At 65.1% G+C, this 12,400-nt stretch carries 8 protein-coding genes and 3 tRNA genes; 3 read left to right on the forward strand and 8 right to left on the reverse strand.

Translation table 11 applies throughout. The features are described from left to right. The first annotated feature begins 133 nt into the window (after window positions 1-133). Window positions 134-1,603 carry a diguanylate cyclase gene (locus tag AAN986_RS06550; RefSeq protein WP_016451114.1) on the forward strand — a complete coding sequence of 490 codons (1,470 nt, stop codon included), beginning with the start codon at window positions 134-136 and terminating at the stop codon, window positions 1,601-1,603. 28 nt (window positions 1,604-1,631) lie between these two features. Here AAN986_RS06550 and AAN986_RS06555 read toward each other — a convergent pair whose 3' ends face one another. Next, window positions 1,632-2,864 (reverse strand): multidrug effflux MFS transporter, encoded by a 1,233-nt coding sequence (locus AAN986_RS06555; protein ID WP_047217405.1) that lies wholly within the window; start codon window positions 2,862-2,864, stop codon window positions 1,632-1,634. 267 nt (window positions 2,865-3,131) lie between these two features. On the opposite strand from AAN986_RS06555, the gene AAN986_RS06560 reads away from it, so the two are divergent. Continuing rightward, complete coding sequence (locus AAN986_RS06560; RefSeq protein ID WP_016451115.1) at window positions 3,132-4,130, forward strand: TRAP transporter substrate-binding protein DctP; 999 nt, start codon at window positions 3,132-3,134, stop codon at window positions 4,128-4,130. Window positions 4,131-4,166: 36 nt separating this feature from the next. On the opposite strand, the gene AAN986_RS06565 is transcribed toward AAN986_RS06560, so the two are convergent. From AAN986_RS06565 to AAN986_RS06580, 4 genes are all read right to left on the reverse strand, one after another. Continuing rightward, a tRNA-Lys gene (locus AAN986_RS06565) sits at window positions 4,167-4,242 on the reverse strand. 47 nt (window positions 4,243-4,289) lie between these two features. Beyond that, window positions 4,290-4,365 (reverse strand) — tRNA-Lys (locus tag AAN986_RS06570). A 55-nt stretch (window positions 4,366-4,420) separates the two neighbouring features. Beyond that, window positions 4,421-4,496, reverse strand: a tRNA-Lys gene (locus tag AAN986_RS06575). Window positions 4,497-4,674: 178 nt separating this feature from the next. Then, window positions 4,675-5,652, reverse strand: coding sequence for a GMP reductase (locus AAN986_RS06580; RefSeq protein WP_016445795.1), 978 nt, complete (start codon window positions 5,650-5,652; stop codon window positions 4,675-4,677). Window positions 5,653-5,970: 318 nt separating this feature from the next. Between AAN986_RS06580 and AAN986_RS06585 the strand changes: the two genes are divergently transcribed. Then, window positions 5,971-8,439, forward strand: coding sequence for a UvrD-helicase domain-containing protein (locus tag AAN986_RS06585; protein WP_017407381.1), 2,469 nt, complete (start codon window positions 5,971-5,973; stop codon window positions 8,437-8,439). A gap of 24 nt (window positions 8,440-8,463) precedes the next feature. Here AAN986_RS06585 and AAN986_RS06590 read toward each other — a convergent pair whose 3' ends face one another. The 3 genes from AAN986_RS06590 to AAN986_RS06600 form a co-directional block, all read right to left on the reverse strand. Further along, a complete protein-coding gene (locus AAN986_RS06590; protein WP_047217404.1) occupies window positions 8,464-9,099 on the reverse strand; it encodes a hypothetical protein in 636 nt (211 codons plus the stop codon). A gap of 259 nt (window positions 9,100-9,358) precedes the next feature. Next, on the reverse strand, window positions 9,359-11,311 hold the full coding sequence (locus AAN986_RS06595) for an alkaline phosphatase PhoX (RefSeq protein ID WP_016445798.1): 1,953 nt from the start codon (window positions 11,309-11,311) through the stop codon (window positions 9,359-9,361). 246 nt (window positions 11,312-11,557) lie between these two features. After that, complete coding sequence (locus AAN986_RS06600; protein WP_016445799.1) at window positions 11,558-12,391, reverse strand: BPSS1780 family membrane protein; 834 nt, start codon at window positions 12,389-12,391, stop codon at window positions 11,558-11,560. Between the last annotated feature and the right edge of the window lie 9 nt (window positions 12,392-12,400).

Genomic DNA, 12,400 nt, shown 5'->3' on the forward strand with positions numbered 1-12,400 from the left:
GCAGACCGGCCCTTTGGGGCCGGTTTTTTTTTGGGCAATCCGCCTGCCTGCCTGGCGCTGCCTGTGTTCGTGGCGCAGAACCTGCTGTCTGGCGGGCTCTGCGACTGCCATAATCGCGGCGCGGAGGTGCCCTGTGGAGTCTTTGATCGCGTCCAGTGTGGATTTTGAGCACATGTTCGAACTGGCCCCCGTCTCGTTATGGCTGGAGGACTACAGCGCGCTCAAGCGCCTGCTCGACCAGTGGCGAGCACAGGGCGTGACCGATCTGCAGGCGCATTTTTCTGCCCATCCGCAGGCACTGCAGCAGTGCAGTGCCGCGCTCAGGGTGGTTCGCGTCAACCAGCGCACGCTGGACCTGTTCGGCGCCGCGGACCAGCAGACCTTTCTCGACAGCCTGGGCCAGGTGTTCCGTGACGACATGCATGCCGGCCTGGCCTGCGAGCTGCAGGAGCTTTGGAAGGGCTCGCCGACTTTTGCCAACCGCACCGCCAACTACACGCTGGACGGGCGCCGGCTGGACGTGCAGATCCGTGGCCGCATCCTGCCCGGCCATGAGGAGCTTTGGGACTGCGTGCTGGTGTCGCTGGAAGACGTGACGGCCGAGATGCGCAGCACGCGGCAGCTGCACCGCAGCGAGCAGTACTCGCGCGACCTGTTCGAGTACTCGCCCGTGTCGCTGTGGGTCGAGGACTTCAGCTCCATCAAGCGCCTGCTCGACGATGTGCGCGCCCAGGGCATCAGCGATTTCGCCACCTTCCTCAAGGTGCATCCGGAATTCATCTCGCGCTGCATGCAGGAGATTCGCGTCATCGACGTGAACCGCCAGACGCTGCGCATGTTCGGTGCCACCGACAAGCTGCAGCTGCTGAGCCGGCTGGGCCGCATCTTCCGCGATGAAATGATCGACTCCTTTGCCGATCAACTCCAGGACCTGTGGAACGGCAAGCTCGTGCAGCACCGCGAAGTGGTGAACTACGCGCTGTCGGGCGACACGCTGCACATCCACATGCAGCTGGCCGTGCTGGACGGCCATGCGGACGACTGGGGGCTGGTGCTGCTGTCCCTGGTGGATATCACGGCACGCAAGAAGGCCGAGGCCTATCTGGAATACCTGGGCAAGCACGACGTGCTCACCCAACTGCGCAACCGCGCCTTCTATATCGAGGAATTGAACCGCCTGGCGCGCAAGGGGCCGTGGCCGCTGGCCGTGATCGCCATCGACATGAATGGTCTCAAGGAGGCCAATGACGAGCATGGCCATGCCGCAGGCGACGACATGCTTCGCCGCGTGGGCGAAGTGCTGACCAAGGCCGTGGATGCGCCCGCTTGTGCGGCACGCGTGGGCGGCGACGAATTCATGGTGCTGCTGCCAGCCTCGGACGAGCGCGGCGCCGAAGCCGTCAAGGAGCGCATCCTGTCCCTGCTGGAGCTAAACAACCAGTTCTATCCGGGTCAGCTGGTCAGCCTGTCCATGGGCGTGGCCTGTTGCAACGAGGGCAGCCAGCTGGAGGCCACCGTGTCACGCGCGGACCAGGCCATGTATGCCGAAAAGGCGCGCTACTACAAGGAAAAAATGCTGGACCGCCGCGCGGGCCGGGCATAGACGCCCGGGATCCCGGGAGCAGTGGCCTTCAGGCCTCCGAGGCATGCCGCCCGATTTCGGGCCAGCGGTGATGCAGGTAGATCCACGACGCCAGCCCGATCAGCATCATGCTGATCGAGCCCAGGGCCAGCAGCACCGTCGAATGCATCACCAGAGGCGCCAGCACGCCGGCCACGATGCCATTGGCCGTGGAGCCCACCACGGCCTGCAGCGATGAGGCCAGGCCGCGCCGCTCGGGATGGATGTCCAGCACCAGCAAGGTCACGACGGGCACCATCATGGCCCAGCCGAAGGCGAACACACCCACGGGAATCAACGCCCAGCTCACATGGGCAGGCCAGATCAGGTTGGCAACCAGGTTGACGATGGACACCACGAACATGATCAGAAAGCCGTGGCGGATCTGGTGCTTGGGTGGAATGCGCCCGGCCAGCCGGCCGCTCACCCAGGCGCCGCCCATGATGCCCGAGATCGAAATCACGAAGAACCAGAAGAACTGCTGCGGCTGCAGGTGCAGCAGGTCGCCCAGGAAGGCGGGGGCCGACAGCACGTACAAAAACATGCCGTTGAAGGGCACGCCGCTGGCAAAGGCCAGCAGCACAAAGCGCGGATCGCTGCACAGCGCCTTGTAGCCCTGCATCAGTGGCTTGAACCGGAAGGGCTGGCGCTGCGCCTGCGGCAGAGACTCGGGCAGAAAGCGCCAGTTGATGCTCCACAGCAGCACGCCCACCAGCGTCAGGAACCAGAATACGGCCGCCCAGCCCAGGTGCACGAACAGCCAGCCGCCCAGCACCGGCGCCAGCGCCGGGGCAATGCCGAAGAAGATGGTGATCTGGGCCATCACGCGCTGGGCCTGGGCAGGCGGAAACAGGTCGCGCACCACGGCGCGCGACACCACGATGCCAGCGCCCGTGGACAGTCCCTGCAGCGCCCGGAACAGCACCAGTTGCGTGATGTTCTGCGACAGCGCGCAGCCTGCCGAGGCCAGCGTGAACACGGCCAGTCCCCATAGCACCACGGGGCGGCGGCCAAAGCTGTCGGCCATGGCGCCATGGAAAAGGTTCATGAAGGCAAAGCCGAACAGATAGGCCGACAGCGTCTGCTGCATCTGCAGCGGCGTGGCGTTCAAGGCCTGGGCGATGCCCGAGAAGGCCGGGATGTAGGTATCGATCGAGAACGGCCCCAGCATGCCCAGGATGGCAAGCAGGACGGCCAGGGCCCAGCGCGGGCCCTGCCAGAGCGGGGAAACATTTTGTGGCATGCAGGCGAGGCGGTTGTGCGCTGCAGGCGGGCCACAGGCGCAGAAGAGGGCCGCACACTCATGCGTCTGCGGCAGGGTGACACTGTAGCGGCTTGGCTGGAATCCGGTGTGACGGATGGCTTGGCGAATGACCTGGGCGATGGAATGAGTCGATAGTTTGTATCTAAATGATATAAATGTCGATAGAATTTATCTTTTCCGCCCGCATACACAGGTCCGCCGTCGGGTGGATGGCATGGTTCTGGGCGCTTTCGCCAAGGATCTTTCATGACTGTTTCTCGCCGCACGTTGATATCAGGCCTGGCTCCGGCCGCGTTGCAACTGACCGCCGGCGCTGCCTGGTCCAAGGGCCACCGGCTGCAGCTGTCGGCGGCCTATGGCGATGGCATCTTCCACACGCAGAACCTGCGCAATTTCGCGGCACGCGTGGGTGCCGACACCCGGCAGTCGCTGGAGATCGAGGTGGTGTCCGGCTCGGCGCTCAAGCCCATGGCGCAGGTGCTGCCTGCGCTCAAGCGCAATGACCTCCAGTTCGGCGAAGTGCTCATGTCGTCCTGTGCGGATATCCACCCGCTGCTGGCCATGGACTCGCTGCCTTTCATGGTGCGTGGCTTTGACGAGGCCGCGCGCCTGTGGCAGTTGACCCGCCCCGTGCTGCAGGAGTTCTTGCTGGCCCAGCAGGGCGCGCGCCTGCTGTTTGCCGTGCCCTGGCCGGCGCAGGGTCTCCTGAGCCGGCGCCCGGTCCACAGCATCGCGGATCTCAAGGGCCTCAGGCTGCGTGTGCAAAGCGATGCGACCAAGCGGTTGGCCGAGCTCTGGGGGGCGCAGCCGGTGGTGATTGCCGCAGGCGATCTGGGTGCCGTTGTGGAGCAAGGTGGCATCGATGCCATGATTACCTCCAGCGCCACGGGCGCCGACATCCAGGCCTGGAAGGCCATGAAGGTGTTTCTGGATATCAAGGCCTGGATTCCCAAGAACATGCTTTGCGTCAGCGAACTTGCCTGGAGGGGCTTCACCGAGCCCGAGCGCCAGGCCATCGGCCGCGCTGCCGAGTCGGCTGAAAAAGAGGGCTGGGCGCTGGCCCAGCAGGCCGATGAGCTGGGCAAGAAGATCCTTGCCGACAACAAGGTGTCCGTGGCCGCGCCGTCGGCGGATCTGCGCCACATGCTGGATTTGGTGGGCGAGCGCTTTGGTCGCGAGTGGGTGGCCAAGGCCGGCAGCAGCAATATGTCGGTGCTGATGGAGTACAACAAGAAAAGGCACTGAGCGCCGGTGCGCTGAGTGCCTTTTTCGGGGTGTTGGTGGTGGGCCCTGAGTGATTCGAACACTCGACCAACGGATTAAGAGTCCGCTGCTCTACCAGCTGAGCTAAGAGCCCCACGTATTTCTGCGTGGCTGCCTGAAGAGATCAGGCAAAGGAATTCTTGGTGGGCCCTGAGTGATTCGAACACTCGACCAACGGATTAAGAGTCCGCTGCTCTACCAGCTGAGCTAAGAGCCCCCTCGGGTATTCCGAAGGAATCAGCCTGGATGAATCCAGGCTGAAAAGGAATTTTTGGTGGGCCCTGAGTGATTCGAACACTCGACCAACGGATTAAGAGTCCGCTGCTCTACCAGCTGAGCTAAGAGCCCCAAAAACAAGTCTGCGCTGCAAACGAGACCGCAATTATGCGGCATTTTTGGCGTGCTTGCAGGAAGACACGCCAATTTTTTGGTTCATGGCGCGATCTCGGCATGCGCGGCCTGCGTGACGTCGGGAACGCAGGCACAAAAAAAGGCGGCCGAAGCCGCCTTGCCTTGGTGTCTGCGCTTACATCAGCAGATGTTCGCCTGCGTTGTCACCGCCCAGAATCACGTAGTTGACCTTGCGGATGTCCATCAGCTTCTTGCCGCCCGAGTAGCTGATGGAGCTTTGCACATCCTGCTCCATCTCGATCAGGGTGTCGGCCAGAAGTCCCTTGACGGGCTCGAGGATGCGCTTGCCTTCGACGTGCTTGTACTCGCCCTTGTTGAAGTCCGAGGCCGAGCCGTAGTACTCCTTGAAGCGCTGGCCGTTTTCCTCGACCGTCTGGCCCGGCGATTCCTCATGGCCCGCGAACAGCGAGCCGATCATCACCATGGTGGCGCCAAAGCGCACGCTCTTGGCGATGTCGCCGTGGCTGCGGATGCCGCCGTCGGCAATGATGGGCTTGGTGGCCACGCGCGCGCACCACTTGAGCGCCGACAGCTGCCAGCCGCCCGTGCCAAAGCCCGTCTTGAGCTTGGTGATGCAGACCTTGCCGGGGCCGATGCCGACCTTGGTCGCGTCGGCGCCCCAGTTCTCCAGGTCGATCACGGCTTCGGGCGTGCCCACGTTGCCGGCGATCACGAAGGACTTGGGCAGCTTTTCCTTGAGGTAGCCGATCATGTTCTTCACGCTGTCGGCATGGCCGTGGGCGATGTCGATGGTGATGTATTCGGGGCACAGGCCTTCGGCGACGAAGCGGTCCACGGTGTCGTAGTCGGGCTTCTTGACACCCAGCGAGATGGAGGCGAAGCAGCCCTTGCCCTGCATCTCGCGCACGAACTGCACGTTGTCCAGGTCAAAGCGGTGCATCACGTAGAAGTAGCCGTTGCGGGCCAGCCAGGTGCAGATGCTTTCATCCACCACCGTCTTCATGTTGGCCGGCACGGCCGGGATGCGGAAGGACCGACCGCCCAGCTCCACGCTGGCATCACACTCCGAGCGGCTTTCCACGCGGCACTTGCGCGGCAGCAGCAGGATGTTGTCGTAGTCGAAGATTTCCATTTGATTCCAAGCTCCATGAAAGGTCGCGGCAGGAACATCCCTCCGCGATGGGGCGCTTGGCTTGGAGGCCGGTCTTGCGGGCGGCGCGGGCGGGCCGCGTCGCCAGGGCGGCTGTGGCCCGGGCACAAAAAACCGGACCGCAAGAAACTTGGGCCCGGTGATTGATTCTATACGTTGCCGGCGGCGGGCCCGGGCGCCCTGTCGATATAGCGGTTATAGCAATGGCGTTATGGACCGGGAAGATGCGCTGCATGTGTCGAATGCGGGAAATGCAGCATGGCTTTCCCCGCAGGCCGGGGCGCTTCCTACAATGCCGGGATGTTCCCGATCGATCTGCTCGACGGCGCCTCCGGTGCCGCACCCGCCTCCAACTCCCCTTTGCTGGCCAACCTCAACGAGGAGCAGCTCGCTGCCGTCACGCTGCCGGCCGGCCATGCGCTGATCCTGGCCGGCGCCGGCTCGGGCAAGACGCGGGTGCTGACCACGCGCATCGCCTGGCTGCTGCAGACGGGCCAGGCCACGCCGGGCTCCATCCTGGCCGTGACCTTCACCAACAAGGCGGCCAAGGAAATGCTGGCGCGCCTGTCGACCATGCTGCCCTACAACGTGCGCGGCATGTGGATTGGCACCTTCCACGGCCTGTGCAACCGGCTGCTGCGTGCCCACCACCAGGCGGCAGGGCTGTCGTCCACCTTCCAGATCCTGGACACGCAGGACCAGCTGTCGGCCGTCAAGCGCCTGTGCAAGCAGTTCAACGTGGACGACGAGCGCTTCCCGCCCAAGCAGCTGCAGTACTTCATTGCCGGCTGCAAGGAAGAGGGCATGCGCCCCGGCGACGTGGTGGCCAATGACCCGGACACGCGCAAGAAGGTCGAGATCTACCAGCTCTACGAGGAGCAGTGCCAGCGCGAGGGCGTGGTCGATTTTGGCGAGCTGATGCTGCGCTCCTTCGAGCTGCTGCGCGACGACGCCGCGCTGCGCGCCCACTATCAGCGGCGCTTTCGCCACATCATGGTCGATGAGTTCCAGGACACGAACAAGCTGCAATACCAGTGGCTCAAGCAATTGGCGGGCGACGTGGTGGATGGCCGCCTGCAGGCCCTGGGCAGCGTGATCGCCGTGGGCGACGACGACCAGAGCATCTACGCCTTTCGCGGTGCGCGCGTGGGCAACATGCAGGACTTCGTGCGCGAGTTCGATGTGCGCCAGCAGATCAAGCTGGAGCAGAACTACCGCTCCTACAGCAACATCCTGGACTGCGCCAACGCGCTCATCAGCCACAACAGCCAGCGCCTGGGCAAGAACTTGCGCACCACCCAGGGCCCGGGCGAGCCCGTGCGCATCTACGAGGCGCCCACCGACATGGCCGAGGCGCAGTGGATGGTCGAGGAAATCCAGCAGCTCGTGAAAAAGGACGGCTGGCAGCGCCAGGAAATCGCCGTGCTCTACCGCAGCAATGCGCAAAGCCGGGTGATCGAATCGCAGCTGTTCAATGCCGCCATTCCCTACCGCGTGTACGGCGGGCTGCGCTTTTTCGAGCGCGCCGAAATCAAGCATGCGCTGGCCTACCTGCGCCTGCTGGAGAACCCGCACGACGACACCAGCTTTTTGCGCGTGGTGAACTTCCCACCGCGCGGCATCGGCGCGCGCAGCGTGGAGACGCTGCAGGACGCGGCGCGCAGCGCGGGCTGCTCGCTGCACGATGCCGTCTCGGCGGTGCCGGGCGCGCCGGGCGCCAAGCTCGCAGGCTTTGTCGCCAAGATCGACGTGCTGCGCGAGCAGACCCAGGGCCGCACGCTGCGCGAGATCATCGAGGCCATCGAGGAAGAAAGCGGCCTGCTCGAGCACTACCGCAACGAAAAGGAAGGCGCCGACCGCATCGAGAACCTGCAGGAACTCGTGAACGCGGCCGAGAGCTTTGTCACCCAGGAAGGCTTTGGCCGCGATGCCGTGGCCCTGCCGCTGGACGAGCACGACGGCGCCAGGGCGCTGACGCAAAGCCCCGCCAGCCAGGGCCTGGACCCTGCGCTGCCGTTGCTGGACACGCCGCTCACGCCGCCGGCCGGCACCGTGGCCGGCATGGTCGATGCCGATACCGGCGAGACCCTGTCGCCGCTGGCCGCCTTCCTGACGCACGCGGCGCTGGAGGCTGGCGACAACCAGGCCCAGGCAGGCCAGGACGCCGTGCAGCTGATGACCGTGCATGCCTCCAAGGGCCTGGAGTTCGACGCCGTCTTCATCGGCGGCGTGGAGGAGGGCCTGTTCCCGCACGAGAACGCCATGATGGACCGAGGCGGCCTGGAGGAAGAACGCCGCCTGGCCTATGTGGCCATCACCCGCGCGCGCAAGCGCCTGTACCTGAGCCATTCGCAGACGCGCATGCTGCACGGGCAGACGCGCTACAACGTCAAGAGCCGCTTCTTCGACGAGCTGCCTGAAGAGGCGCTCAAGTGGATCACCCCCAAGCAGGGCGGCTTTGGCAGCTACGCGCCCCGCCCCGGTGGCGGCGGTGGTGGCGGCTATGGCTCACGCGATCGCGGCGGCTTCGGCAGCAAGGCCGAAGGCTGGCGCAGCGAGGTCTTCGCCAGCCCGCCCGTGCCGCCGCAAAAGGCCGACCCGGGCCACGGCCTGCGCGTGGGCCTGAACGTGTTCCACAACAAGTTCGGCGAAGGCAAGGTGCTGGCCCTGGAAGGCACGGGCGACGACGCGCGTGCCCAGGTCAGCTTTGGGCGCCACGGCACGAAGTGGCTGGCGCTGTCCATTGCCAAGCTCACGGTCGTGGAGTGAGGGCCGGGCCGTCGTGTCCGGCGGTCAGTGCTTGACTTCGAAGCTCAGCGTGGTGGTGTGGCGCACGTCGGTGTACTTCTTTCCGTCCAGCGTGACCGAGCCGTTGTCCACGCGCGCCGTCACCTCCAGCACGTACAGGCCCGGGAAGTAGGGCTTGAAGCTCACGGTGCCGTCCTGCGATGGCGTGAGCGTGCGGTACCAGCCCTCGCTGGTCTGCACATTGACCTGGCTGGCCGCGACCTTGCGGCCCTTGAACACCAGCTGGAACGTATCGCCGCCCGCCGTGGTGGGCACCAGCTCCAGGTCGTTCACGGCCTTGGTGTCGTTGCGGCCGAAACGGGCCTGGTAATAGGTCAGCACGCCATTGGCGCCGGGGCGCGTGGCGGCGATGCGCACATCGCCCTGGCCTGCGTCCGCGGTGAAATGATTGGCCTCGGCCTTCAGGGGAAGGCTCTTGCCGTCGGGCAGGACCTGCTTGGCGTCCTCCAGGGCCGGCAGCTGTTGCAGCGGCTTGCGCAGTTCTCCGGCATAGGCCCGGGCCTGTCCTGCGTCCTGCTGCAGCCAGAGATAGTCGGCATGTGCAGCCGGCACCGCCAGGGTGGCAGCGGCCGCCAGCCATGCGGAGGCCGTGCTGCGAAGGATGCGGGAAGCTGGGGTCATGGAGTCTCTCCTGTGGTGTGGCTCTGCGTGCGCCTGCCGGGCCTTGAGGGGCGTGATCCGGCGGGGCTGAAGATGGTGCGATGGCGGGCTAGCGACGCCGCAATGCATCAGAAATTATAGCGAGCAGGTGAGAATGACTCTTGTTTTGCACGCTAAGAGTCGGGTTCATGACATCCATGCAGTTGCGGCGCAGGCATGCAAAAAGGCCATGGAAATCCATGGCCTTCTTGTTGTGGCGCCACGCGCCGCAGGGCGGCGGTCAGGCCGACAGCTTGGGCTGGGAAGCGGTGCCGGTCAGGTAGCCGACGGCGGCGCCGAACTTGCCGCGATAGTTGGTGCTGATCAGCGGGTCCAGCGTGGACTTGACCACGTTGTGGATGCTGCCCCAGTCACCGGCGTGCTGGAAGTTGCTCATGATGTAGGTCCAGCCGTTGATCTCGTCCACGGCGTGCAGGCCCGTGGATTCGCCGCCTGCGGGAATCGACATCAGGCGCGACAGCTGCTTGGTGTCGATGTTGTAGGCCCACAGGAAGTTGTTGACGTGCTGGCCGCTGTCCTCGCCGATGAACAGGGTGCGCATCTTCTCCGAGAACTTGAGGTTGTCGGGGTTGCAGATCTTGTTCGGGTTGCCGGTGTTGCCCAGCGCGTCGGCGCTGATGTCCTCGCCGGCCAGCAGGGCCTTGGTGTCCACGGGCATCCACTCGCTGTTGATGGCGGCGCCGGCCGTGTCCTTCTGGCCACCGCGCAGGTTCAGTGCCATCACGGCGCCGGCCTTGAGCTGCTTGGGGATGGACACGCCATTGCCTGCCACGTTCAGCGCATCGCCGGCCACCATGGACTTTTCGCAGTTCTGCAGGGCCGAGTAGGCCACCTTGTCCTTGGCGTTGACGGTCGTGCCTTCCATCTTGGTGAAGCCCATGCTCGCGCCCTTGAAGGCGGCGTAGCGGTGGGTTTCCAGGAAGGCGGCGGCCTTTTCCATGCCGGGGTTGATCTTGATCCACTCCACCTTGCCGTTGGCGGTGATCTTGGTGTAGCTGGCGTCGCCCGGATCGGTCTTGGCCACGGTCATGATGTCCGTGGGCTTGAGCGTGTTGGCCAACTGCTCGATCTCGGCGCTGGTGGCCGAGCCCAGCTTGATCCAGGTCAGCGCGGCGGCGCTGCCCGATGCGGGGTCGATGGAGAAGCCTGCACCCACCTTGGCCACGTACAGCGAACCCGAGGACAGGTCCTTTTCCTTGTCGGCCACGAAGACGAAGTAGCCGCTGTTGGTGGCGTCGTCGCCCATCAGCGCCGTGCGCTGGTCGGGCATGACCTGGACCAGCTCGTGCGAGATGCGGCCCATGCAGAAATGCTTCTTGATGCTGGCCGTGCCGTCCACGTTGACAGTCACTTCGGGCATGTGGCCGTAGTGGTAGGGGTTGGCCTTGGTCTGGTCGCCATACAGGTTCTGGCTGAAGGCCTGCAACTGCGCATTGCCGGTGGCGAAGGCGTCGGGCTCGTACTCTTCGCTGGACAGATGGGTGCCCCAGGGCGACAGGCTGGCGCCGCAGGTGATCCACAGGCCGTGCACCTTGGAGGTGTCCACGTTGTGGTACTTGACCAGGCTGAGCTTGCCCGTGGTCTGGTCCTGGTCCAGCGTCAGCACGGCGATGGGCGAGGGCAGCTTGCCGTACATGTCGGTCTTGCCATCCTGCGCCCAGGTCGTGTATTCGAACTGCACCACGGCGAACACGGGCTTGCCCTTGACGCCATCCACCTTGGCATTGGGCACGGTCAGCAGCGAGGTGCCGTCGGGCGCATCGGAGAAGAAGTGGCGCTCGCTGCCGGCCACGGTGCGGTCGATGATCTTGTTGTTGTTGATGTCGTAGTAGCCGCCGGCCAGGATCTTGCCGCCCTTGCCGTCCGGCACTTCGTCGCCGGTCACGAAGAAGGGCTGGTAGCCCAGGTCGAAGCTCTGCTCGCTGTTGTCGCTGTACTGCACCTTGAGCTGCGAGGCCACGGTCATCCGGGCCATGGCCTGGGGGGTGGCCAGCGTGGGCGCGGCCATGGAGGTGAAGCTGGCCGCCACATAGTTCTTCGCGGGACCGTCATCGCCACCGCCGCAGGCGGTCAGCAGGCCGGCGGCGGACACGGCGGAGCCGAGCGGCAGCAGGGGGGCGCCGGTCAGGAATTGCAGCGCCTTGCGGCGGGAGAGCATCGTGGATTGGGACATGGGGCTTCCGTTGTGGGGTTGTCTGCATCAGCCCATCGGGGGCGGGATGGGCCGGGATGCCGCTGCGCACTCGCTGGCTATGCATCCGCACGGCATGCTAGGCAGGCACTGTGACAAAGCGATGGCATCCGTATGACACAACAGTGACTGCGTCATGTGGACGCCCGGGTGGCCGCTGGCACGACAGAGAAACGGCAAAGAAAAAGCCCCTCGAAAGGGGCCTGGTGATCTGGTGCCGTGCAGGCGTCAGCCGGACAGTCCGGGCGGCTGCGGCGGTTCGGTGCCGATGGCGTCGCTGCCATCGCTTTCATCGGGCGCCGCAAAGCAGTCACGGAAGGTGAAGACGATGGAGGTGAAGAACATGGCGGCCAGCAGCATGGCCGTGGCAATCATCAGGCCGTTGGCAATGCCGCCCAGCACCTGGGCCAGCACGGCCGAGATCAGTGCCATCACGATGCCGGCCACGATGAACACGCCCATCCAGCTCAGGCCGAAGACCACCAGTGCGCCGATGTTGCGCACGCACGCCACCAGGCTGAAGAACACGGCCTTGACCGGCGGTACGTTGTGCCAGTGCACCAGGCCCGGCGCATGCCAGAACAGCAGCGAAAGCGGCAGGTACAGGCCCATGCTCAGCCACATGGCGGCCTGGAAGTCGGGCGATTCGGCGATCTCGCGCGTCAGCGGTTCGCCGCCCAGGTAGACGTTGGCGAACTGGCCATCGTCCACCAGCATGGACAGGCCCATGATCAGCAAGAAGCCTGCCGCATACATGGCGCCCAGCGTGAGCATGGAATTCAGGCGCTGGCGCCCGGTGCGAAAGGCCACCAGCAGCAGGGCCGGCGTGGGCGCGCGCCCGTGCGATGCCTCGGCCGCCGCCACCATCATGGCCAGCGATGTGGCCGGCAGCAGGCCCAGCGCGATCACGGGGCCGATCAGCGGCAGCACCGTGACCAGCGACATGGCCGCCATCGACAGAAAGAACAGTGCCGCCAGCGCCAGCGGCTGCTGGCGGAAGGTGCGGATGCCCTGCTGCACCCATTGCAGGCCGGTACGGGCGGGAACGATGAGAAGTTTCATGGGGTGAGG

The organism is Delftia sp. DS1230, assembly GCF_040112715.1.
In the GTDB taxonomy this organism is placed as follows: Bacteria; Pseudomonadota; Gammaproteobacteria; order Burkholderiales; family Burkholderiaceae_C; genus Comamonas; species Comamonas tsuruhatensis.

What these genes read in the sequence shown, in the direction of transcription:
- AAN986_RS06560 (WP_016451115.1), top strand. Translation starts at nt 3,132, where the DNA reads ATGACTGTTTCTCGCCGCACGTTGATATCAGGCCTGGCTCCGGCCGCG.
- AAN986_RS06580 (WP_016445795.1), bottom strand. Translation starts at nt 5,652, where the DNA reads ATGGAAATCTTCGACTACGACAACATCCTGCTGCTGCCGCGCAAGTGC.
- AAN986_RS06600 (WP_016445799.1), bottom strand. Translation starts at nt 12,391, where the DNA reads ATGAAACTTCTCATCGTTCCCGCCCGTACCGGCCTGCAATGGGTGCAG.
- AAN986_RS06555 (WP_047217405.1), bottom strand. Translation starts at nt 2,864, where the DNA reads ATGCCACAAAATGTTTCCCCGCTCTGGCAGGGCCCGCGCTGGGCCCTG.
- AAN986_RS06595 (WP_016445798.1), bottom strand. Translation starts at nt 11,311, where the DNA reads ATGTCCCAATCCACGATGCTCTCCCGCCGCAAGGCGCTGCAATTCCTG.
- AAN986_RS06585 (WP_017407381.1), top strand. Translation starts at nt 5,971, where the DNA reads ATGTTCCCGATCGATCTGCTCGACGGCGCCTCCGGTGCCGCACCCGCC.
- AAN986_RS06590 (WP_047217404.1), bottom strand. Translation starts at nt 9,099, where the DNA reads ATGACCCCAGCTTCCCGCATCCTTCGCAGCACGGCCTCCGCATGGCTG.